Annotated in this window: 24 protein-coding genes; 15 read left to right on the top strand and 9 right to left on the bottom strand. The window is 35.4% G+C overall.

Features of this window, described 5'->3' with window-relative positions:
- The first annotated feature begins 11 nt into the window (after positions 1 to 11).
- Genes dhaK through B9Y54_RS05145 form a run of 4 tightly spaced genes read left to right on the top strand, consistent with a single transcriptional unit; the run spans position 12 to position 3,190 of the window.
- Entirely contained in the window at positions 12 to 1,001 is a 990-nt protein-coding gene (dhaK, locus tag B9Y54_RS05130) for a dihydroxyacetone kinase subunit DhaK (protein WP_085559265.1), read from the top strand.
- 43 nt (positions 1,002 to 1,044) lie between these two features.
- The gene (dhaL, locus tag B9Y54_RS05135) at positions 1,045 to 1,626 is read left to right on the top strand and encodes a dihydroxyacetone kinase subunit DhaL (RefSeq protein ID WP_085559266.1); all 582 of its coding nucleotides are present in this window, start codon (positions 1,045 to 1,047) and stop codon (positions 1,624 to 1,626) included.
- Positions 1,626 to 2,000: a dihydroxyacetone kinase phosphoryl donor subunit DhaM gene (gene dhaM / locus B9Y54_RS05140; protein WP_085559267.1), complete on the top strand. Its 375-nt coding sequence runs from the start codon at positions 1,626 to 1,628 to the stop codon at positions 1,998 to 2,000. Before dhaL ends, dhaM begins: the two co-directional genes overlap by 1 nt.
- A gap of 20 nt (positions 2,001 to 2,020) precedes the next feature.
- Positions 2,021 to 3,190 (top strand): iron-containing alcohol dehydrogenase, encoded by a 1,170-nt coding sequence (locus tag B9Y54_RS05145; RefSeq protein ID WP_085560511.1) that lies wholly within the window; start codon positions 2,021 to 2,023, stop codon positions 3,188 to 3,190.
- A gap of 1,022 nt (positions 3,191 to 4,212) precedes the next feature.
- Here B9Y54_RS05145 and B9Y54_RS05150 read toward each other — a convergent pair.
- The 7 genes from B9Y54_RS05150 to B9Y54_RS05180 form a co-directional block, all read right to left on the bottom strand.
- Positions 4,213 to 5,136, bottom strand: coding sequence for a dihydroorotate dehydrogenase (locus B9Y54_RS05150; RefSeq protein WP_085559268.1), 924 nt, complete (start codon positions 5,134 to 5,136; stop codon positions 4,213 to 4,215).
- Positions 5,136 to 5,870, bottom strand: a complete 735-nt coding sequence (locus B9Y54_RS05155; RefSeq protein WP_085559269.1) for a dihydroorotate dehydrogenase electron transfer subunit — start codon at positions 5,868 to 5,870, stop codon at positions 5,136 to 5,138. Before B9Y54_RS05155 ends, B9Y54_RS05150 begins: the two co-directional genes overlap by 1 nt.
- 69 nt (positions 5,871 to 5,939) lie before the next feature.
- The gene (locus tag B9Y54_RS05160) at positions 5,940 to 6,368 is read right to left on the bottom strand and encodes an aspartate carbamoyltransferase regulatory subunit (RefSeq protein WP_085559270.1); all 429 of its coding nucleotides are present in this window, start codon (positions 6,366 to 6,368) and stop codon (positions 5,940 to 5,942) included.
- Positions 6,368 to 7,282 carry an aspartate carbamoyltransferase gene (gene pyrB / locus B9Y54_RS05165; protein WP_085559271.1) on the bottom strand — a complete coding sequence of 305 codons (915 nt, stop codon included), beginning with the start codon at positions 7,280 to 7,282 and terminating at the stop codon, positions 6,368 to 6,370. The genes B9Y54_RS05160 and pyrB overlap by 1 nt, the downstream gene beginning before the upstream one ends.
- 475 nt (positions 7,283 to 7,757) lie before the next feature.
- On the bottom strand, positions 7,758 to 8,048 hold the full coding sequence (locus B9Y54_RS05170; protein WP_085559272.1) for a putative quinol monooxygenase: 291 nt from the start codon (positions 8,046 to 8,048) through the stop codon (positions 7,758 to 7,760).
- Positions 8,049 to 8,062: 14 nt separating this feature from the next.
- Positions 8,063 to 8,701 carry a nitroreductase family protein gene (locus B9Y54_RS05175; RefSeq protein WP_085559273.1) on the bottom strand — a complete coding sequence of 213 codons (639 nt, stop codon included), beginning with the start codon at positions 8,699 to 8,701 and terminating at the stop codon, positions 8,063 to 8,065.
- 19 nt (positions 8,702 to 8,720) lie between these two features.
- On the bottom strand, positions 8,721 to 9,128 hold the full coding sequence (locus B9Y54_RS05180) for a MarR family winged helix-turn-helix transcriptional regulator (RefSeq protein WP_085559274.1): 408 nt from the start codon (positions 9,126 to 9,128) through the stop codon (positions 8,721 to 8,723).
- Positions 9,129 to 9,413: 285 nt separating this feature from the next.
- Here B9Y54_RS05180 and B9Y54_RS05185 point away from each other — a divergent pair, with 285 nt between their 5' ends.
- The 6 genes from B9Y54_RS05185 to B9Y54_RS05210 are packed head-to-tail and all read left to right on the top strand — an operon-like array spanning position 9,414 to position 15,905.
- Complete coding sequence (locus B9Y54_RS05185) at positions 9,414 to 10,655, top strand: ABC transporter substrate-binding protein (RefSeq protein WP_085559275.1); 1,242 nt, start codon at positions 9,414 to 9,416, stop codon at positions 10,653 to 10,655.
- Complete coding sequence (locus tag B9Y54_RS05190) at positions 10,639 to 12,309, top strand: ABC transporter permease (protein ID WP_085559276.1); 1,671 nt, start codon at positions 10,639 to 10,641, stop codon at positions 12,307 to 12,309. The genes B9Y54_RS05185 and B9Y54_RS05190 overlap by 17 nt, the downstream gene beginning before the upstream one ends.
- A 4-nt stretch (positions 12,310 to 12,313) precedes the next feature.
- The gene (locus B9Y54_RS05195) at positions 12,314 to 13,282 is read left to right on the top strand and encodes an ABC transporter ATP-binding protein (RefSeq protein ID WP_085559277.1); all 969 of its coding nucleotides are present in this window, start codon (positions 12,314 to 12,316) and stop codon (positions 13,280 to 13,282) included.
- A complete protein-coding gene (locus tag B9Y54_RS05200) occupies positions 13,279 to 13,941 on the top strand; it encodes a TVP38/TMEM64 family protein (protein WP_085559278.1) in 663 nt (220 codons plus the stop codon). The genes B9Y54_RS05195 and B9Y54_RS05200 overlap by 4 nt, the downstream gene beginning before the upstream one ends.
- Before the next feature lie 4 nt (positions 13,942 to 13,945).
- The gene (locus B9Y54_RS05205; RefSeq protein WP_085559279.1) at positions 13,946 to 14,530 is read left to right on the top strand and encodes a CDP-alcohol phosphatidyltransferase family protein; all 585 of its coding nucleotides are present in this window, start codon (positions 13,946 to 13,948) and stop codon (positions 14,528 to 14,530) included.
- 16 nt (positions 14,531 to 14,546) lie between these two features.
- Positions 14,547 to 15,905, top strand: a complete 1,359-nt coding sequence (locus B9Y54_RS05210) for a dihydrolipoyl dehydrogenase family protein (RefSeq protein WP_200805359.1) — start codon at positions 14,547 to 14,549, stop codon at positions 15,903 to 15,905.
- Between the two features lie 150 nt (positions 15,906 to 16,055).
- On the opposite strand, the gene B9Y54_RS05215 is transcribed toward B9Y54_RS05210, so the two are convergent.
- Together B9Y54_RS05215 and tnpA are read right to left on the bottom strand one after the other, a co-directional pair.
- Positions 16,056 to 17,132 (bottom strand): FAD-dependent oxidoreductase, encoded by a 1,077-nt coding sequence (locus B9Y54_RS05215; protein WP_085559280.1) that lies wholly within the window; start codon positions 17,130 to 17,132, stop codon positions 16,056 to 16,058.
- A 99-nt stretch (positions 17,133 to 17,231) separates the two neighbouring features.
- Positions 17,232 to 17,669 carry an IS200/IS605 family transposase gene (gene tnpA / locus B9Y54_RS05220; protein ID WP_085559281.1) on the bottom strand — a complete coding sequence of 146 codons (438 nt, stop codon included), beginning with the start codon at positions 17,667 to 17,669 and terminating at the stop codon, positions 17,232 to 17,234.
- A gap of 377 nt (positions 17,670 to 18,046) precedes the next feature.
- On the opposite strand from tnpA, the gene B9Y54_RS05225 reads away from it, so the two are divergent.
- The 5 genes from B9Y54_RS05225 (at position 18,047) to B9Y54_RS05240 (ending at position 22,203) form a co-directional block, all read left to right on the top strand.
- Positions 18,047 to 18,670, top strand: coding sequence for a transposase (locus B9Y54_RS05225; protein ID WP_085559282.1), 624 nt, complete (start codon positions 18,047 to 18,049; stop codon positions 18,668 to 18,670).
- Positions 18,671 to 18,685: 15 nt separating this feature from the next.
- A complete protein-coding gene (locus tag B9Y54_RS13180) occupies positions 18,686 to 18,853 on the top strand; it encodes a zinc ribbon domain-containing protein (protein ID WP_085559283.1) in 168 nt (55 codons plus the stop codon).
- A gap of 561 nt (positions 18,854 to 19,414) precedes the next feature.
- Positions 19,415 to 19,933: an NAD(P)/FAD-dependent oxidoreductase gene (locus B9Y54_RS12930; RefSeq protein ID WP_268761826.1), complete on the top strand. Its 519-nt coding sequence runs from the start codon at positions 19,415 to 19,417 to the stop codon at positions 19,931 to 19,933.
- 8 nt (positions 19,934 to 19,941) lie between these two features.
- A complete protein-coding gene (locus B9Y54_RS12935) occupies positions 19,942 to 20,727 on the top strand; it encodes an FAD-dependent oxidoreductase (protein ID WP_268761827.1) in 786 nt (261 codons plus the stop codon).
- Positions 20,728 to 20,736: 9 nt separating this feature from the next.
- Positions 20,737 to 22,203, top strand: coding sequence for an AcpB/EbpR/MafR family transcriptional regulator (locus tag B9Y54_RS05240; RefSeq protein ID WP_085559284.1), 1,467 nt, complete (start codon positions 20,737 to 20,739; stop codon positions 22,201 to 22,203).
- The last annotated feature ends 170 nt before the right edge of the window (positions 22,204 to 22,373 follow it).

Raw genomic sequence — 22,373 nt, forward strand, 5'->3', positions numbered from 1 at the left:
AATGAAACTAGATGAAAAAAATTATGAATGATCCCAATAAAATTGTTGATGAAATGATAGAAGGGATGATTGTAGCGCATTCCGATTTAATTAAAAGAGTACCTGAAACAGGCGTCATCCAACGTAAAACAAAAAAAGCTGGAAAAGTAGCGATTATTTCTGGCGGAGGAAGTGGGCACGAACCAGCTCATGCTGGATTCGTTGGGGAAGGCATGTTGTCTGCTGCTGTTTGTGGTGCGGTATTTACATCTCCAACACCAGACCAGATTTTAGAAGCCATTAAGGCAGCTGATGAGGGTGCAGGAGTGTTCTTAGTCATTAAGAACTATTCTGGCGATATTATGAATTTTGAAATGGCTCAAGAAATGGCCGAAATGGAAGATATCTCAGTAGAAAATATCGTTGTAGATGATGATATTGCTGTTGAAGATAGTCTGTATACTCAAGGAAAGCGTGGAGTAGCAGGGACGATATTTGTTCATAAAATACTTGGCTACGCTGCTGAACAAGGAAAGTCGATTAAAGAAATAAAAAAATTAGCCGACGACTTAATGCCTAATATTAAGTCTATTGGACTTGCACTGACTGGTGTAACAACACCTGGTGCTGCTCAGCCAAGCTTTACTTTAGCTGAAGATGAAATTGAATATGGAGTAGGCATTCATGGAGAACCAGGCTACCGTAGAGAAAAATTGCAACCTTCTTATGACCTCGCTGACGAATTATTGACGAAGGTAGTTAAAGAATTTGATGGAAAAGAAAAAGGCCAATTTGCAGTAATGATTAATGGACTTGGTGGGACACCATTAATGGAGCAATATGTCTTTACAAATGACGTGAAAAAACTGATGGATAAACGCAATTGGTCTCTTGACTTTTATAAAATAGGCAACTTTATGACATCACTTGAAATGCAAGGATTGTCATTGACCCTACTTCATTTAGAAAATGATTTTTATCTTGAAGCACTAAATGCGCCGGTTAAAACAATCGCCTGGTAAAATAAGAATGAATGATAGAGGAATGAAAGGAGTTCGAACTAAGATGAATGTTCAAACAGGTATTCGTTGGATGGAGTTATTTAATGAAAAAATCCAACAAGAAAAAGATTATTTAACCCAGCTGGACACACCAATTGGAGATAGCGATCATGGCAATAATATGTCGAGAGGCATGTCTCACGTTATTCAGGCAATTGAATCAGAATCTCCTGATTCGCTTGAAGCACTTTTAAAATTAGTTACGACAACTTTATTAAGTAAAGTTGGAGGAGCTTCAGGTCCCTTATATGGTTCAGCATTTATGGGGATGTTAAAAACACTTCAGCAAGATGATTCTTCATGGAGTAAAATACTTCAAGCTGGATTAGAAAGCATTCAAAAACGTGGGAAAGCTGAAATTGGCGATAAAACGATGATTGATGTTTGGGCACCTGTTGTTCAAGCAGTAGAAGACAATCAATTAACAAGTGCTGTGATTGATGAGGCTGTTGAAGCGACGAAGCCATTAAAAGCTAAAAAAGGCCGTGCCTCATATGTAGGAGAACGCTCCATTGGATACATTGATCCCGGTGCCTATTCGTCTGCTTTACTATTTAAGGCTATGTTGGAATCGGAGGGAAAATAATGGAGAAACCAGGAATGATTATTATCTCTCATGTTTACGAAATTGCAAAAGGTGTTGAGCGATTGCTTCAAGAAGTTGCCAAGGATGTTGCTATTGAAGTGATTGGTGGGGTAGACAAGACTGAGATCGGAACAAGTTTCGATACCATTCTTGAATTAGTCAACAATCATCCATCTGATCATCTACTAGCTTTTTATGATTTAGGTAGTGCTAAAATGAACTTGGAAATGGTAAAAGAACTTAGCGATAAATCAATCACTATTTATGATGTTCCAATTGTTGAGGGCTCTTATACTGCAGCGGCACTTTTACAAGCTGACGTTACTCAAGAGGCTATTGAAGAGCAATTGAAAGAATTACACATTAATAAGTAAAAATGATTGGAGTAGTAGATATGCCAGAAGAAAATTACGATTTTATGATGCCTAACGTAAACTTCTTTGGACCTGGAGTAGTTAAAAAGGTCGGAGAAAGAGCAAAAATGTTGAATATGAAAAAAGTATTGATTGTAACAGATACTTTCTTAAGAGACTTAGATAACGGACCAGTTAAACAAGCAGAAAGTTCTTTACTGAAAGCTGATATTGCGTACGTTATTTTTAGTGGTGTCGAACCAAATCCGAAAATAAGAAATGTTAAAGAAGGTAAAAAGGCATATATCGATAATCATTGTGATTCAATCATTACGATAGGTGGTGGATCAGCTCATGATTGTGGAAAAGGAATTGGTATTGTTTTATCAAATGGTGATGACCTACCAGCCCTTGCCGGAATTGAAACGTTAGAAAATCCTTTGCCACCGCTAATGGCTATAAATACAACAGCTGGAACAGCCTCAGAAATTACAAGACACACGGTTATAACCAATGAAAAAACTCATTTAAAATTTGTTGTTGTTTCTTGGCGAAACGTCCCATTAGTTTCTTTTAATGATCCGCTGCTGATGTTGGATATCCCAACAGCCCTAACCGCTGCCACAGGTATGGATGCCTTAACACACTGTGTAGAATCTTATGTATCAGTAAATAGAAATCCAATTACAGACGCCCAAGCGATTCAAGGAATAAAATTAATTAGTAAATATCTAAGACGTGCCGTAGCTAATGGACACGACGTAGAAGCAAGAACCAATATGGCTTATGCTTCTATCTTAGCTGGGATGGCTTTCAATAATGCAGATTTAGGTTACGTTCATGCAATGGCTCATCAATTGGGGGGACAATACGATGCTCCTCATGGAGTGTGTTGCGCTGTGTTGATGCCCACTGTTGAAAAATGGAATATTATTAGTAATCCAGAACGTTTTTCTGATATTGCAGAATTACTAGGTGAAAATATTGCAGGATTATCGGTTATGGAAGCTGCTGATAAATCTGTCGAAGCAATGATTCGTATTTCTGAAGATGTGGGTATCCCAACAAATATTAAATCTCTTGGTGCATTACCAGAAGACTTTGATAAAATGGCGGAAAATGCTTTGAAAGATGGGAATGCTTTTTCTAATCCTAGAATAGGAAATAAAGAAGATATCATCAACTTGTATCAACAAGCATATAAAGCCTAAATATTTTGTCTATCAAGATATCAAACTAAGCTAGATATAAAATATAATGAAATAACAGGATAGAAACTACAAAAGTAGAATCTGCCCTGTTATTTTTTGTGATTGTCGAACAGTCATATCATCTATAAATTTTATGGAAATAGTTATACTTACTACAATAACGCTAATTAAAAAGATGAATTTGTAACCTATTAAGAGCCAAAGTACTCATTGTTTTTCTGATAACAATTAAAAGATGCTAACATTTAGTGACTTAAGAACCAATTGTACACTTTTAAATTATTAAGAACATAATTAGTAGATAAAAAATAGGGGCTGTGAGATTAAATTATTCAATTTATATCATAAAAGCAGATATGCTTAAACCTCTCATTTTTAAATATAAAATATTTGATTCAGTTTCTTTAGCCCATCTTTGATTGTTTCGTAGAGAGATTTTTACTAACCTGAAAGATAAGGTTAAGTAATATGAATTGTTGTAGTTGAATAGAGACTCTGAAAAATATGAATACTAAAATTATATATTGAGATTTACTTCTTTTACTAAAATAGTCAGCAATAAAAGGAATTCGGTTATTCTTGTTTTAAATAATAAGTAAATTTGTTCGTTCAGCAAGAAAGACTGTTGGAAAACTTAGCTCATATCATGTATACCAAGAACTCTTTTATAAAATTCTATAGAATAGTCGTTACTTGAGGTAGTGGTTATAGCCAAACTAGTCTAATTTTCAAAATATAGATATGTTTCATAGGATTAGCCTCTCTAAAAAGCTACGGTTTTCAGCTGAAAAATAATGAGTTATAAAACAATAAGTAAAAACGAAAAATTAGTAAGATAATTTCGAAAAAATAACAAAATAAGCAATACACTAAATTTTTGAAAAGTATGAATCAACTCAGGTTATAGAATATGGGAATAAAAGAATCTATAGAAGTTAAGTTTCTATATTGAATAGCTGTTAATTTTTTGCTTTATGCGTTTTCAGATTTTCTAATAAAAGTCGAAATAGAGATATGAAAGCTTAATTAAAGAAAGTTTCTTTTCCAAGACAACCTTTTATTTCATTTAAATGTTTAATTCCTTGTTCATTCATAAATGTTTCTATTCCGTCTATTACATCTAGACTTAAAGTGGGGTTTATAAAATTGCCACTTCCAATTTGAATTAAGTCACTTCCAGCCATAATAAATTCTATTGCATCACGATAGTCCATGATTCCACCCATCCCTATGATAGGAACCGTTACAGCTTTTGATACTTCATGGACCATTCTAAGTGCAATTGGTTTTATACAAGGGCCTGAAAGGCCTGCAATAGTGTTGTTAAATACAGGCTTTCTTTTTAAAATATCAATAGCCATTCCACTAAATGTATTCACTAAAGAAAGGGCATCCGCTCCTGACTTAACACAAGACTCTGCCATTTGACTAATGTTTTCAGCGTTAGGAGATAATTTTACAATTAATGGTTTAGTACAAATTGCTTTAACTTCTTTAACAACTTTTTCTGCATCTAAGCAACGTATACCAAAAGCCATCCCACCAGAGGAAACATTTGGACAAGAAATATTCAGTTCAATCATATCGACACTTGTCTGATTTAGTTTCTCAATCGCTTTTAAGTAATCATCCAAAGTCCCGCCACCAACATTGGCTAATATAACGGTACCTTGATCTTTCATAAATGGGAGTTCGTCTTGGATAAACGCATCCACTCCAGGATTCTGTAGTCCAATAGAATTCAGTAATCCAGAAGCTGTTTCGTGCAGTCTGATCCCTTTATTGCCGTCTTTTTTGTGTAAGGTAAGTCCTTTTGAACTAATTCCTCCAAGACGCGAAAGATCAAAAAAATCTGCATGTTCTCTACCAAAACCAAAGGTTCCTGAAGCGGTAATGACGGGATTTTTGAATGCAATATCTAGAATATTAACTGCCATATCAGCCATTATAATAAGACCTCTTTCCCCTTGAAAACAGGACCCTCTTTACAAACTCTTTTTATACCATTAGCTGTCTCTATTGTACATCCAAGACAGGCTCCAATACCGCAAGCCATCCTGCTTTCCATAGAAACCTGAACAGGTACGATGCCTTCACACAGTTCAAGCACTTTTTTCATCATAGGGACTGGTCCACAAGTTATGACAAGACCATAGTTATGTGGATTAAATTGATCAATAGAAAAACCCTTATGCCCGGTACTTCCATCTTCTGTTGATACATATAATGTATTAACCCGACTTTCTATCTTATCCATCCAATAAACAGTACTCCTAAAACCGGCGTAAAAATCTACTGGTGCATCTAAGTTTTTTAGTAGATAAAACATAGGAGCAATCCCAATTCCACCTGAGATAAGAGCTATTTTTTTACCTGATTCTAAGGTAAAGCCATTTCCAAGAGGTCCTAGTACGTCAAGAGTATCCTCAACTCGAAGTTTTGATAGTAGATGTGTACCTTGGCCTTTAACTTCATATAAAAAAGTTAAACAATTGTCTTCGACATCTGCAACACTAAGAGGTCTTGGTAAGAAAGGGTCGGTTGCTTCCCAGCCTTTTATCATAAAGAATTGTCCAGGTTTTATCTCTTTTTTGTGTTCCATTTGAAGTCTTATTTCAAAAATTTTAGCAGAAACTTCAAGATTTGATTTAATTTTGAGTGATTTGAATCCTTCTCTCATACAAGCGTTCCTCCCTTTATTTTATAATTTTGGCAGAGCGATATTATTTTATAAAGTTAGATTGAACGATTACATTTCCCAGTTATAGATGTGGTCACAATAGACACAGTTGTAGCTAAGTTCTTTTTTATCTAAGAGGCTAAAAGACTGAACAACATTTTCTTCTGTTGAGGTCACACATCTAGGGTTTTTACATTGAATAACTCCTTCAACTTTTTGTGGAGGAGAAAGTTGGATTTTCTCTACAATTTTTTCGTTTCGTATGATATTAATTGTTACATCAGGATCGATTATGCCAATAATTCTTAAGTCTAAATCAGTATACTTTTCAATTTTTATCACATCTTTTTTACCTTTTCTTTTGCTAGGTGCATTTATAATCAAAGCAACTGTATAGTCAGATTTTTCTAATTTTAAGTATTGAAATATTCTGAAACCAAGGCCTGGACTGATATGATCTATAACAATTCCTTTAGATATACTGTCAATATAAAGCATTAAATTGCCCCCAACATTTTTATGATAAGTGCCATTCTTACGTACATCCCGTATTTAGCTTGTTTAAAATAAACGGCTCTGGGATCAGAGTCAACTTCTGGACTAATTTCATTCACTCTAGGCAGAGGATGTAGAATGGCTAAGTCTTTTTTAGCAGAGATTAGCTTTTTGTTGTCCAAGATATAGGTATCTTTTAATCTAACGTAGTCTGCTTCATTAAAGAATCGTTCTTTTTGAACTCTAGTCATATAAAGGACATCAATGTCGCCCATAACTTCTTCTAGCGTTTCAACTTCTATAAAGGGAATAGCTTCTTTTAATAAGATTTCTTTTTTAATGTACTCTGGTATTTTTAGTTCAGGTGGTGAGATAAGAATAAAATTAATCCCTTCATATTTTGAAAGAGACTTAATAAGAGAATGAACGGTTCGTCCAAATTTTAGATCGCCACATATTCCAATGGTTTGGTTTTCTATTTTCCCTTTGATTTCTATAATCGTTAAAAGATCTGTGAGGGTTTGAGTGGGGTGCTGGTGTCCGCCATCTCCAGCATTTATGATGGGAACATCTGAAGTCAAAGAAGCATACCTTGGAGCGCCTTCTTTGGGGTGTCTCATGACGATTAAGTCGACATATGAGCCTACTGTGCGAATGGTATCGGGAAGACTCTCGCCTTTAGAAGCAGAACTCGAACTTGCTTCAGAAAAGCCAATAACCTTTCCACCAAGCCTTAGCATCGCAGCCTCAAAACTAAATCTTGTACGGGTGCTTGGTTCGTAAAATAACGTGCTCATAAGTTTTTTTTCACATGACAACCTGTATTTATCTTCATCTTTCATAATCTCTTTTGAAAGTGTGAATAATTCTTCTAATTCTTCGATAGATAAATCCATTGAATCTATTAAGTGTTTCATCGTATTCCTCCTTTTTTGTCTCGCTGAACATAGTTAAAAGAGAGCAGACTGCATAAAAAAATACACCTTCCCCTAAAGGAAGGCGTAAAAACAGTCAAATTTGCGCATCCTTTTTAAACTCTCGGTTTAAGTTAAAGGTTATTGGTATAAAACTATCATATTACTGATGAATCGTCAATCTAATTTACGGTTTATTTAAAGACGGAGTACAAATTATCTTGTTTAATTAATAGTAAGAAAAAAGAATTAAGAGAGGTCATGCTTGCATAAATAGTTGGTTTGATAATTTTAAAAAAAAGTAAGATAGTATCTTAAGAAAGGCAAAATAGAACCAATGACTAGAATCGTTTATAATCCTAATTACTGGTTTTATTTTATTCAGATCAGTTACAATATATATAAATCACTATCTAATCCTCTTAAAAAAGATTGAAATGTTGATTTCTAGTCATTAAGACGGAATAAGTTTCTGATTTTATTTTTCTTCTAGAGTAGAAATGGTGAGAATCGGTTGTTTTGAACTATAGGTAGGCAGCTTATTAAATAAATCAAGTAATAACGGATTTTTGTTATGTGCATTAATAGCTGCTTGATTTTTCCGATTTTCTATCATAATAAATCGATTAGGCTCTTCAAACGATTCGTAAAGATGGTAGCCTATGCAACCTTCTTCTAGTAAAGTGGCTTCAATTAATGGTGTAACAGTAGCCAAAAACTTGTCTCTTTTATACTCTTTTATAAAAAAAGTAGCATTGATAATTTTCATAGATAGAACCCCTTTTATTTAAATGTTGTTAATGCATCTGCATCTAAACGAACAGATTGATACCCAGCATCTATTGATTCACCAATAGATAAAATCATGACAGGTACATAACGTACTTTGTCTAAATCAAATGCAGCTGCTAATAAATCAGACTCGAATCCACCAATAGCATTTGTATCGTATCCATGGTTACGGGCAACTAGCATTAATTGCATAGCTGCTAAGCTCGAATCAATTTTTACAATATCATTCATTTCTTGTCTCGTTAAGTTCTTGTAGTAAGGAATAATTGCAGCTAATTGTTGGTCCCTTACTTCAGAAGCCATTTTATTTTCTCGAACGGCCTGCTCATAAATTTCTTCTCCATATTCGTAACATTCCATATCGCCAAAGATTAAAATCATTGCAGATGAGGTATCATTTTGAGCAGTGTTAAAACGAATAAGTGGCTTTAACTTTTGTTTCTCTTCTTCACTTTCAACAACAACGAAGCGCCATGGTTGCATATTTACTGAAGAAGGTGCAGTAGTTGCTTCTTGAATCATTTCTAGCATTTCTTCCTGGGAAATTTTAACATCTTTATTGTATAGTCGAATAGATTTTCTTTCGAAGACGATATCTGAAAAATCATTATTTTTTAATTTATTTTGCATAGTTAAAACCTCTTCCTGTTTAATTGATTAGTTTATTTAACAAATAAGATAACTGTTCTGCTTCTTCGGTATTAAGTGAAATATTTAGCGGTTGCAGCATAGCATTATTTTTTTTCTCACAAGAGTTTAATTCAGTTTTTGCCTTTTCGGTTATACGAACAAAAATCTCTCTATTATTTACTTCGTTTCGTTCTCTCGTAACGTAATTTTTTTCTTCCAATATTTTTAGGTGTCTAGTAACGGCAGAACGATCTATTTTTAATTCTGACTGTATTTGAGATTGAAGACATTTATCGTTTTCTTTAAGAAAGAGCATCATTTCAAATCTAGTTAAACTAAAACCTGTTTCTTTTTCAAAAAAGGAAGTCGTTTCTTGGTTTGAGATTTTTATTTTATAAAAAAGCTTACTGATTTCTCTAATTTCCATCTATATCCTCCTTTCAAGTGAATTGATAATTGTACCTAATTAGTTCAATATTGACCAGTCCATCATTGACTAGTCAACTATAGTTCATTTTATTGGAATTGTAAACTATTTTTCTATTATTTATTATTTTCATAAGATCTAGGTATTTTTCAGAATATTAAAAAAATGGAGAAGTCTAACTAACAACTTCTATCGTTATCGTGGTATATTAGAACGTAAATGTCGTCAGTGTAAGCGTGTTTATAGATAGAAAGATATTATTTGTTAATAAAGGAGTACAGGGCTATGTGGAAAGGTAGATTTTTATTAATCGGACTGACAGTACTATTTCTCTTGTCAGCATGCTCAAATACTAAAGAAACAACAGAAATATCAGCGGAAAAAGTGATGCAAAAGAATTGGGAAACGATTGAAAAAGAAGCGGAAGAAACGACTGTAACTCTTTACATGTGGGGAGGCGACGAAGGTATTAATCAATACATTGATGATTGGGTTACACCACAGTTAAGAGAACGACATGAGATCACTCTTCGCCGAGTACCTATGGAGTCACCTGAAGTATTAAGAAAATTACTGAACGAAAAAAAAGCCAAACAAATGAAAGAAACCACAGATGTGATTTGGCTAAACGGAGAAAATTTTGAAAATGCTAAGAAAAACGAATTATTATTTGGACCGTTTTCTAACCAACTTCCAAATGTAAAAAACTATGTAAATACAAAGGCTTTAGATGTGCTTTACGATTTTGGAACAAAAGTAGATGGAATGGAAGCTCCCTGGGGAAAAGTTCAGTTTGTTTTTCACTATGATCAAAATAAACTGGCAGACCCTCCCAAAACTTTTGAAGAATTAAAAGAATGGGTGAAAAAGAATCCTGGTAAATTCACGTATCCTGATCCATCAGATTTCACTGGGAATGCCTTTTTACGGCATTTATTCTACGAATCAGTAGGGGATGTGCAAACGATTTTAGATAATGGATTCGATTCTACATTTGCAAAAGAAAATAGTCAAGAGATGTGGGATTTTCTGAACGAAGTGAAACCTTATCTTTGGCAAGAAGGAAAAACATATCCAAATGATCTTACACAGTTGGATCGTTTGTTTAGTCAAGGGGAAGTCGCTATTACCATGGGTTATAACGAGGCGAGAGCGGAAAAACTAGTCGAAAAAGGTATTTTTCCTGACTCTACTCGATCATTTATTTTAAATTCTGGATCCATTGGCAATACTCATTTCTTAGCGATTCCCTTTAATAGTCCGAATAAAGAAGGCGCGCTAACCGTTACGAATTTTTTGTTATCGCCAGACGCACAATTGAAAAAATTAGATTCTTCTTATTGGGGAGATAATACATCATTGGACATACGCAAACTTTCAAAAGAAGAACAAAGTCAATTTGAAGCGATTGACAGGGGAAAGACCGTCATACCGATAGAAATCTTAGAGGAGTTTGCCCAACCGGAAATTGATGCTAACTATGTACCATGGCTGAAGGAGAATTGGATCAATGAAGTGGTACGATAAAAACAAACCCTATCTATTAGTTGGACCTGCCATTTTGATGACACTTTTGTTAGTTGGATACGGTTTATTAATGGTTTTTATAGAAAGTATCTTATCGAGTGGCTCCTTGAGTCTAGAAATTTATCGAACCCTGCTAAGTGATGAAATATTTCAAAGCTCCTTTCTTTTTAGTCTGCGAATCGTAGTGGTATCTACTCTATTATCACTTGGAATTGGTTTTGTACTCGTTCGATCGGCTTTTCCTGTATTAAAACGGAGCTTTCCCAGGTTGATTTCTTGGTTACCCATGCTCTTTCCGCATTTCGTTTGGGGCTATATGCTTTATCTTTTATTTTCTCAAACCGGGCTTTTTTCAACCATTTTCAATGGACTTGGAATAATAGCTCTGCCAGGAGACTTTCCCAATTTATTTATGGATTCAGCTGGTTTAGGAATAATGATAACTTATATATGGAAGGGAGTTCCATTCGTTATTTTAATGCTACTCCCCGTTTATGAACAATTATCTCACTCTCAAAAGCAGTTAGTTTTTACATTAGGAGGGAAAAAAGGTGCTGTTTTTAGATACGTTGAATGGCCTTATGTCTTCCCGGTGTTGCTAGAAACTTTTTTCATCATTTTTTCTTTTGTACTAGCAGCATATGAAGTCCCAGCTTTGTTAGGCGCTACCTATCCTAAAATGATTTCCGTATTAAGCTACGATTGGTTTTTTGGAACAAACTGGGAAAAACAACCTTACGCATATGCCACAATGGTTATCGTAACTACTTTTATCGTTTTTTTTGTTAGCATCTTATCTTTTATAACAAGAAGGAGTAGAAAACACCTTTATCAAAATCAAAATGATGGGAAAAAAATAGAGTCAATAGGACACTTTTCTAACTTTTCTTTTTTAAACATAGCTTTTCTAAGTTTACTTCCTACACTTTTTTTATTTCTATCCAGTTTTGTGAGTAAATGGGAGTACGGCATGATTCTACCAAAGACTATCTCCATTCAAGGGTGGCGCGTTCTTTTTCTTGAGCAACCCTATCTTTTGGAGGCCATTCTTACTTCAATAGGTATCATCCTATTAGCGTTATTGCTTAATGTAATCATCGGTATTCCAGCAGCGAATGCTTTAGCGTTTTATGAATTTAAAGGAAAAGCAACGATAGATACACTTCTTTTGTCTCCTTTATTCGTTCCAGTTTTAGCTGTAGCAATGGGGATTCATCTGACGTTTATACGCTTAGGGATAGCGAACCGTTGGATTGGTGTTGTTCTTATCCATCTTATTTTAACGTTACCGTATACGATTAGGATTTTACGAGCAGGTTTTGAAAGGGTTGGGAAAAAGCAAGGAGAGCTGGCGGTATCTTTAGGAGCTAAACCGTTCAAGGCGTTTTATTTAATTTACTTGCCCCAGCTTTTACCTAGTTTGAGAAGTGTCGTTTTTATCGTTACGGTCGTTTCATTAAGCCAGTATTTTGTAACAGCTCTTATAGGAGGAGGGAATGTATTGACCTTGCCATTGCTATATTTCCCTTTCTTTCAATCAGTAGATCAGTCAATCATGGCTAGTTTTTCGTTAATATTTGCAATCGTACCAGTTGGAATATGGGTAATTATTGAATTAGTATTAAAAATCTTACTACCAAAGAAATTCGGGTGATGCTATGAAAAAGACCTATATAAAACTTATAAATTTATCAAAAATATACGAGCATCAAAAAATTATAACTATTGATCAACTATCAATCCAAAAGGGAGAAATCGTTTCTATGATTGGACCTTCAGGAATTGGGAAAACTACACTATTAAAAATGATAGCTGGGTTAGTAGAGTATGATTCAGGAGAGATCATCATTGATGGTTATTCGATGAGTGGAATATCACCACAAGAACGTCCAGTCGTTTACCTGTTTCAAGAATCCCTCTTGTTTCCGCATTTGAATTTGCTTGAAAATGTAACCTTTGGACTGAAAATGGCTAAAGTTAAAAAGAAAAAACGCAATCAAATGGGAATTGCTATGTTAGAAAAAGTCGGATTAAAAGATTATACAGAGCGTTATCCTCATGAATTGTCAGGAGGACAAAAACAGCGTGTAGCTTTAGCAAGGTCGTTAGTGATGAAGCCAAAAGTACTTCTTTTAGATGAACCTTTTTCTAATTTGGATCCTGAGTTGAGGAAAGATACAAGACGCTGGATGAAACAGTTATTAAAAGAAGAAGAAATGACTGTTTTATTCGTTACCCATGATTTAGAAGAGGCAATGGCGCTAGGAGATCGCGTGGCCATTCTTGGAGAGAACAAATTGCAACAAGTGGCAAGTCCAAGTGAATTATATGATGCACCCATCAATTCATATGTCACAGCATTTCTACAAAGCGGTATTTGGCGAGAAAGCCGGTTTATTTCTGAGAATAAACTAGTCTTCATAAAGGCTAAACGAGCAGGGGAACAAACTTCGTGGCAGGCAGAAGTAATCGAAATTTTTTATAAAGCAGGAGAGTACTATAGCGTTATCCTGTTATCAGATACGGGAGAAAAATTAACCTTGAAAGGATCCAAAAAGACTTCTGTAGGGAGCGTCGTTTATATAAAAGAAAAACAAATTGCTTACTTGGAAAGGGCGAAAATATGAAGAAAAAAGATGGGCTTATTTTACTCAGTTTTCTTGCTTTTTTACTCATACTATTCTTTTTAAATCAAACCGCGTTTAATATAGAAGCAGAAACGATACAAAGTGAAATAATTGAATTGGGAGTCATTGCACCGTTCGTTTATGTGTTTCTTTATTCGGTACGGCCATTAATTCTTTTTCCAGCATCCGTTTTATCGTTAGCCGGAGGGCTTGCATTTGGACCCTTATACGGAACTCTTTTAACACTCATCGGTGCATCGGTAGGTGCCTATCTATCTTTTTTAGTCTCACGACAACTTGGGAGCAAATGGATAGAAAAAAAGGGAGGTCATCGCGTTTTGAAATTAAAAGATGTTTTAGAACAGAAAGGCTTTATCGTTGTGTTGGTAATGAGACTAGTTCCACTCTTTCCATTTGATTTAGTTAGCTATACAGCAGGATTATCTAAAATAAAAACAAGAGACTTTATGGTTGCAACGGTACTTGGAATGATACCAGGTACGTTTGCTTATACCTTTTTAGGGGCCAATGCATTGTCATCTAATATAGGTATGATAGCATTGGCAGGGGGACTGTTTGTCGTTATTACGCTGATTCCAACCTTATTCCAAAAAAAAATCCGCGAACTATTAAAGATGAAAGATGAAAGTGGGGAGTAAAAAAATGCTGGATACTCACGCAAGAAAATATGTTCAACCGACTATAGAAAAAGTAGCACGAACCTTTTTGAAGGTTGGATGGAGTGCAAATCACGTAACATGGGGTGCTTTTTTTATAGGTGTTTCTTCAGGAGTGTTTGTTTACATACAACAACCATTCATAGCTGTTTTAGTATTATGGATTTCTGGATTTCTTGATGCGGTAGATGGAACAATGGCGCGATTATCTAAACCCTCACTTTGGGGAACGGTACTTGATATTACGTTTGATCGAATCGTTGAGATCAACGTTATTCTAGGACTAGCATTCGCCTTTCCAGCTGCGCAAGGGGCACTTTTGTTGCTCAGTGTTTCGATTATTCTGTCGATGACAATCTTTCTCACAGTAGGAGCGGTATCAGAAAAAAAGGGGATGAAAACTTTTTACTATCAAGCAGGCCTCGCAGAAAGAACAGAAGGATTCATCTTGTTCTCACTCATGATTCTTCTTAATAATTATTTGATTGGAGTCACTCTTCTCTTTTTCGTGATTGAGTTAGTTACGGCAATTCAAAGACTAATGGAAGCAAGACGGATTTTAAGTAAGTAGGAAGGCGGGTAATAGGATGGAAAAATATGATGTAATCGTAATAGGTGGAGGAGCGGGCGGTTTAACCGTCGCTTCAGGGGCAAGTTCTCTTGGAGCCAAAGTAGCATTAGTTGAAAAAGGACAGTATCTTGGTGGCGATTGTCTGCATGTTGGATGTGTTCCTTCAAAAGCATTGATTCAAGCTGCGAAAGATAGTTATAGAGCAAAAAATAAAGCCACTAAATTAGGGCTCCATGTTTCTGGAGAGGTAGATATGAAAGAAGTGAAAAAACGTGTTCAAGCATCTGTTTCAACGATTCAAAAACAGGATAGTGATGAGCGTTTTTTGAATATGGGAATAGATATCTATAGAGGAAATGGTAAATTTACTTCTGAAAATACTTTTATGATAAAAGATACTGAAATTTATGGGAAGCGGATCATCATTGCTACCGGTTCAAGACCATTTGTTCCAAAAATTGAGGGACTAGAGGAAGCAGGATATTGGACGAATGAAACGTTATTTCAACAAGAAGTTCTACCAAAAGAATTGCTAGTACTTGGAGGTGGACCGATAGGCTTAGAGTTAGCACAGGCTATGGCTCGTTTGGGATCGGTTGTTACTGTTGTAGAACAAAAAGACTCTCTTTTGAGTACAGAAGATGCTACAATTCAAAAAGCGGCAGTAAAAGTGCTTGAATCTGAATTAACGTTTTACTTGAATGCAGAAGTAAAAAAAGTCGAGGTTCAAAATGATAAAAAAATAGTGATTGTGGATAAAAATGGTCAACAGATAAAACTAGCAGTGGATGAAATTTTAGTAGCAGTGGGACGTCTCCCAAATAGTGATTCACTTCAATTAGAGAAAATAGGTATTGAAATGGATGAAAGAGGTCATATTTTGACAAATGAAAAGTTGCAAACAAATCTTTCGACTATTTATGCGATTGGAGATGTGAATGGTAAATTTCCGTTTACACATGTAGCGGGAGAAGAAGGAAAGACCGCTGTACAAAATGCTGTATTAGGATTCCCTAAAAAGATGAAATATGATCAAATACCTTGGATTATCTATACAGATCCTGAAATATTCCATATTGGTTTAACAGAACAAGATGCAAAAGAAAAAAGGATAGCAGTCTCTATTTATGAGATTCCTCTTGCAGAAGTGGATCGTTTTGTAGCGGACCATGAGGATAGAGGACTTGTCAAAATACTGACAAACTCTAAAGGGAAGATAGTAGGTGCGCATGCATTTGGAAAAGGAGCGGGTGATTGGATGCAAACCATCGTATTTGCAATCGCACAAAATCATAAAATTGGAGATCTTTCTCAAATGGTTTATCCGTATCCTAATCATGCAGCGGCTATTCAACGCACAGCAGATTTATATTAGAGAGAGAAACTATTCTCGGGTTTTCTTCCGAAACTATCTAAAAAATATATTCAATGGTTTAGGTGAAGGTAAAAAAGCGAATTATTTTATAAAAAAAGCACCATTGATCCTATTGATTGAACAGTTCAATAGCGCTTTTTTTAAAAAAGTTTAGAAGCGAAAAGAATCTATAAAACGTTTGTCGATATGGTGCTTGATTCTCCAAGGTATCTTCCCATGTAAATAAAATGGTCCATAGGTAAGCAGTCCTTCTTGGTTGCCAGTAGATAAGATGGACAGAAATCTTTTCTGTGGAATAAAAGGAAGTAAATCCTGGTTTTCTAAATAGCGTTTTAAATTTTGTGTTAGTAATTGGCCTTGTCTCACAGCATAAACCCCGTTCTTAGGCAGTAAAGGATACTCTTCTACGGTAGCACAATCGCCAGCTCCAAAAATAAAAGGATACTGTTTGTGTTGTAAGGTATTCTTAACAAGCAGAAACCCGATAGCGTCTCTGAGGAGAACGTTTTCTGTAAATAGAGGACTTGCAACGGGTCCGGTTAAAGATAGTAGATGACTCCATTTAATATTATGATTTCTATCTGTAATCAGAAAGTTTTGATTGAGGTGCTCGATTCTTTCATTCTCAAAAACTTCTAATCCTTTTCTTTTTGCTACTTGTCTTATTTTTATAGATGCCTTTTTTCCATAAGAAGAAAGGAGCGGAGATGAACTGATTAATTTTACATTTGCTTCTTTCTTGTTTGTCTTTCTCCAAGCGGCTGTAGACAGTGCTAGCTCAACCCCTGCGGACCCACCTCCAATGACTACAGGCTGTTCACCTAATCGGAATGCTTCTATGCTAGTAGCAAACTTATAATTTGGTTTAATACTTTTGATAGCAGTGGAGTTAACTAATTTAGAAATGCTGGATCCAATGTTAATGGAAATCGTATCAAAAGAATAGGTATGACCAGAGCTTCCTTCAATGGTTTTGTCTATAGGGTTCAATCCAATGATAGTGTCCGCAACAAACTTTACAGAAGCTCTGTCACAGAGTTGTTCGATGTTAACGCGGATATCTTCCATTTCATATAGCCCTTCTGTAAATCCTGAAAACATCCCTGAATAGTACTGATAAGGGTCTGCAGAAATAAGAACAATTTCATGTGGAATAGAGGTTGTAAGTAGTTCGCGAAGAAATATAAGGTGCGCGTGACCACCACCGATAAGGACTAATTTACTCATTACTTTCACTCCAGTGTAAATCTAATTTGTTGAAGATGGATAGGTTATATCTAAGTTGTATGAGCTTTATATGGGGCGCTTGTGAGAAAACTCTTAGTTTCAATCAGGGGTTTTCTCGCGTCTCGACCGCCCGCTATTGAATTCCTTTAGTTGGTTTTGTACATACTGCATGACGACCTCTTTGGATACATCCCCAACGGTGCTTACAAAGTAATTATGAGACCATAACGAGCCTTTCCATAGTTCCTTTTTTGTATCGGGGAACTGTTTGAACCAGTCACGCGCGGACGCTCCCTTTAAAGCCTTCATCACTGAGCTGATGGCTTTGTTCGGTGGGAAAGACACAACTAAATGAACGTGATCGTCCACGACTTCACTCTCCAGTATGGTGATGTCGTTATTTTCGGCCGTCACGTGCAGGAACGCCTTCATTGCCTGACGGCGATCGGGTGTTGTGAATACGGTTTTGCGGTATTTGGTTACCCAGATCAGATGGTAGGTCGTACGGTAAATATTTGTCCGTGTTTTGGTATACATGTGTAACGCTCCTTTGACTTTTCCAGAAAGCTATAACGGTGTTATTTAACATTCATATGTGATAGAATAAGTATACCACATAAAGAGAAGGCAACGATATATGTTAATCGGCATCAAAGGTAAGGGGACCCTTAAGCCAGACCAACAAGCTCAAGTAATGCAGAACATTGGCAATGCACGTATTGTGTGGAATCAATTCTTGGGCATGTGAAATGAACGGTATGATACCCTCGCACTGCCCACGTTGAGCGAGTACGACCTGAATAATCTTCTGCCCACATTAAAGCAGAAGTCTGTCTTTTTAAAAGTGTCGGATTCCACCAGTCTCTAACACGTGTTAACGGATCTAACGGGGGCGTTTAAGAAGGTTTTTAAGAATGAAGGTCACTTCAAGCATCCACAATTCAAAGCCAAATACCATGCCCGACAATCCTACAATGCAAAAAGCGTTAAGGGCTCCATTCGTTACGAGAACGGCTACCTTTGGTTGCCTAAAATTGGGTTCGTGCCCTTCCGTTGCGGTCAGAAAATCGACGGTAAAATCAAAAAAAGCCACCTTATATTCACCTCATCGGGCACATTCGCGTGCAGTTTGCTTGTGGAAGGAAAGCCAAGTCTTCGCCATTCAGACAAATCAGGTCGTTGGGATTGATAGGGGTGTCGTTGATTTAATGGTCTTGTCTACTGGGGATAAAGTCGCTACGATTCGATTCGATAAACACCTATCGGGTAAACAAACGTACTGGGAACAGCATGTTTCTCGTCGCGGAGATTTAGCGAAGGCGAAAGGTATTACGCTGTCTGCAGCCAAAAACTATCAAAAGGCAAAACAACAACGTGCAAAAGTATTTCAAAAAGAAAAGAACCAGCGGACGGATCGCCTACATAAACTGACGGCTGCACTGGTCCAGGACTTTGAAGTCATTGTGCTGAAAGACTTGCACACCGCTAACAGGATGAAAAACCATCATCTGGTACTCAGTATTGCGGCTCAATCCTAGCGGGACATCCGTCAGATGCTGGAATACAAATGTGTGAAGTCCGGTAAAGAACGGATTGTCATTAACCCGTACAAGACCTCACAGGTCTGCTCGAGCTGCGTGCATGATGACGGCAAGCACGGGCTCTGGCTATTCGAGAGTGGACACGCCCAGCCTACTACGTACACGGCGACCGTGATATAAATGCGGCGAAAAACAGTCTATCCATTGGCATGGGACATGCCTTGGTCAAATAGCCTAAACCACTGCCTGTAAGTATTCTTGTGAAACAGGTAAGTTAAATGCGTTCCCAGAAGATTGGTATTTCAGTGCCGATGTAGTTCACGTTATCTTAAAAGTAATAAAAAGAAAATGGAAACTTTTTATCTTATTTTACTTCACTAGTGATTTCACTTAAAAAAACAAAAGACTGATATGGCTAATAAAGAACGGGCAACAATCGAAACTGGTTATTTATCGCGTACGCATATGCACGAATGAGGCATGTAATGGGTGAGCAATTGTTTTAAAGATATTTAGCATCAGTATAATTAATAAAGTGATGCTAAATAAAAGTTAAAAAAACAAGAAAAAATTACTTTAATAAATTATGAAGCAATAGTTTTTTTAGCTATTTACGATATAAGGATAACCACTGTTAATTAACACGACGATAAATGGTAGAATAGAATTAAGTACACGGCAATGGTTTAATCAAGATCGTAGAGAGTACTAGAATCAAGAATAGTTTAAAGGAGGAATACCATGAAGGTTGTCATTATAGGGGGTTCGTTTGCTGGGATAACTGCTGCGCTAACCGCTCGTAAAAAATATAAAGAAGCAACAATCATCCTATTAGAAAAGGAAGAAAGGATTGGTTTTATTCCTGGCACACTCTATTCTTTATTAAATGGTGAAATAGATAGTTTAGAAGAGGCTTACTTTATTACAGTAGAGGAAATGGAACAGTTAGATATTCAAGTTAGTTTAAATACAAAAGTTGAAAGTATGGATACAGATAGTCAACAAGTAATCTATAAAACACTAGATCAACTAGTAACTATTTCTTACGATAAGCTAATCTTAGCGACAGGCTCTGTTCAAAATTCTTATCAAATTGAAGGAATGGAATCAAATAAAATAGTAAAGTATAAAACAATTGAAAAAACAAGAGCCGCTTTAGAGTTAGTTGATAAAAATCAAGTTTTTACAATAGTTGGTGGCGGGCAAATTGGGCTTGAAATGGCAGATTCTCTGATTAACAAAAAAAGAAAGTCCAACTAATTGAAAGTATGAATGGACTAGTAGTAAAGTATTTTGATCGAGAAATGATAGAACCAGTCTTAAAAGAAATGCAAAATCAAGGCGTAATTTTTTATTTCAACGAAACGGTAAAAGAAATTGAAGAAAGTGAAGAGACCTTAATTCTTAAAACACAAAACCAGAGTATTGAAAGCGATTGCGCAGTTTTCGCATTAAGTGTAAAACCAAATATTCCTTATCTTGATCCTGAAGTCCGCCGCCATGAAGATGGAGCTGTTTTTGTGGATGAGTATCTACGAACTTCAGTGAAAAACGTTTTTGCAATTGGGGATACGATTCAGATGCAGTCTAGTTTATCAAATGAGACTTTTTATATTTCTTTAGTAAATAACGCCGTTCGAACAGGTGTCGTTGTTGTGGATAATTTAGTGAACTCTCAAACACCTTTTATCGGTTCAGCTCGAACGATTGGGACTAAGGTTTTCGGCTATTATATTGCGAGTACGGGAATGACGGAAGCTGAAAGTATTTTCTTTGACGAAAAAATTGCGGTTACTCATGTTTCACAACCCGTTTCTTTATTTAGAAATCAACAAACAATCAATGGTAAATTGATTTATAATGTTGTTTCAGGGAAAATATTGGGAGCACAATTTATTTCTAAAGCTAATATTTTAGAAAAAATCAATACCTTATCTCTAGCGATTCAGATGGGGATGACGGTAACGGAACTTGCTCAAAAGGATTATTTTTTCCATCCCGTATGGAGTACGGTATATGATATAACAAATAAACTTGGCTTAATGAAGGATTAGGTAAAGCAAATGAGAATAGAAGATTTTTTAGAAAAAAGAGAAGTGTTTCAAATGACTATCTTAAAAAAATTGATTCTTGAAGGAGGTAAGATTTCTTATGAAAAACTGCGTAAAGAGCTCAATATTACTAAAGCCTCATTAGCGAATCATTTAGAAGAAATGAAAGACTATTTAGAAGAATACCAAGGAGATTGTCAAGTTGATTCAGATGGAGTCTTTGTGGAACTTTTCTTAGGCAATCATTTTTCAATTAGAACTGTTTACATAGACTACGTGAAACGCTCATTAAAATATCAATTGATTGATTATATTTTTAAATACCAAGAGTTCACAATTATTAAGATTATTAGCGATTTTTCTATCAGTGAATCCTCCTTGTTTCGAAAGATAAAAGAATTAAATAGTTTACTCAAAGAATTTAATATTAAAATAAAAAACGGGCAAATTTATGGAGAAGAATTACAAATTCGCTATTTTTATTTTCAAGTCTATTGGTTTTTAACGACTTATGAAGAATACCAAGAAGTGCTATTGACCAATCAAAATCAAACTTTAATGAATGGCTTTGAAAAAGAACTGGACATTAAAATGAATGATCTCAGTCGAAGGCGCATTAGTTTATGGTTTACGATTAGTAAAAAAAGAGCGTCTATTCCAAAAAAAACCTATAAAAATATGGTGCAAAAGATGAAGCCTTATAAAAATGATTATTTAAATAAACAAGTAAGACAACTTATTCTGCTTTATTTTAGTCGGTATTCTATTGAAGTAGAGGAAGAAGAAAGTATGATTCATTTTATTTTCTTAACGACTCAATCGATTTTATCAGAAAAAGATTTTATTGACTATGATTTGGTTCGTAGTCGCAGAACACCAACGGCTTTAGTGGATACTCTCTTAAGAGAAACAATTCTTTTATATTATTTGCCAACAAAACCTAGCATTGCACTAGAAAGAAAAGTCACTTTTTATCTTTCACAAATTAATGGTACGTTGTATTTTTTTGAGGGAGCACTCGAAATGAATGACCCAAAAGACTTCATCGCAAAAGAAAGTGAAGTTTGGGGGAAAAATCTAGAAACTTTATCTGAACAATTGCTAAAGACGGCACTAGAAACAATCGATGAAAAAGGTTCTTCAGTGAGCTCCTTACAAAGGCTGACGTTATTAGATTATTCAACAGTATTAGCTATTGCTGATTTTAATATTTCAAAAGAATTATTAATCGGAATTGATTTGGACTTAATGGAGATACATGCAGAAATATTCACACAAACATTAATGTTAAATTTAAAAAATGTCATCGGAATTACTGTTGAAAAATACCGCGACCACCATACCTATGATTTGGTTATTACAACAAATTTATCTTCTAGTTTTTATACGAGAGCAACAGAAATTTATATTATTTCAGAGTATTTTTCAAAATTTGATTTGAATCAAATTAAATTCTGCATTAATGAATTAAAAATATAACGTTTTATTGAGGAGTTATAATGGGTACTGTCGATTAGTACTAGAAGCGGACAAAATGAAATAGAATAACTATCTTTTTAAAGTCTACCCAAAGAATAGTTAAATAGGCTTTTTGATGAAAAGAGACGAAAAAACTAAAAAAAAGTAGGGGAAGAAAGTTTTTATTAATA

This window comes from Carnobacterium iners (assembly GCF_900177385.1).
GTDB lineage: Bacteria > Bacillota > Bacilli > Lactobacillales > Carnobacteriaceae > Carnobacterium_A > Carnobacterium_A iners.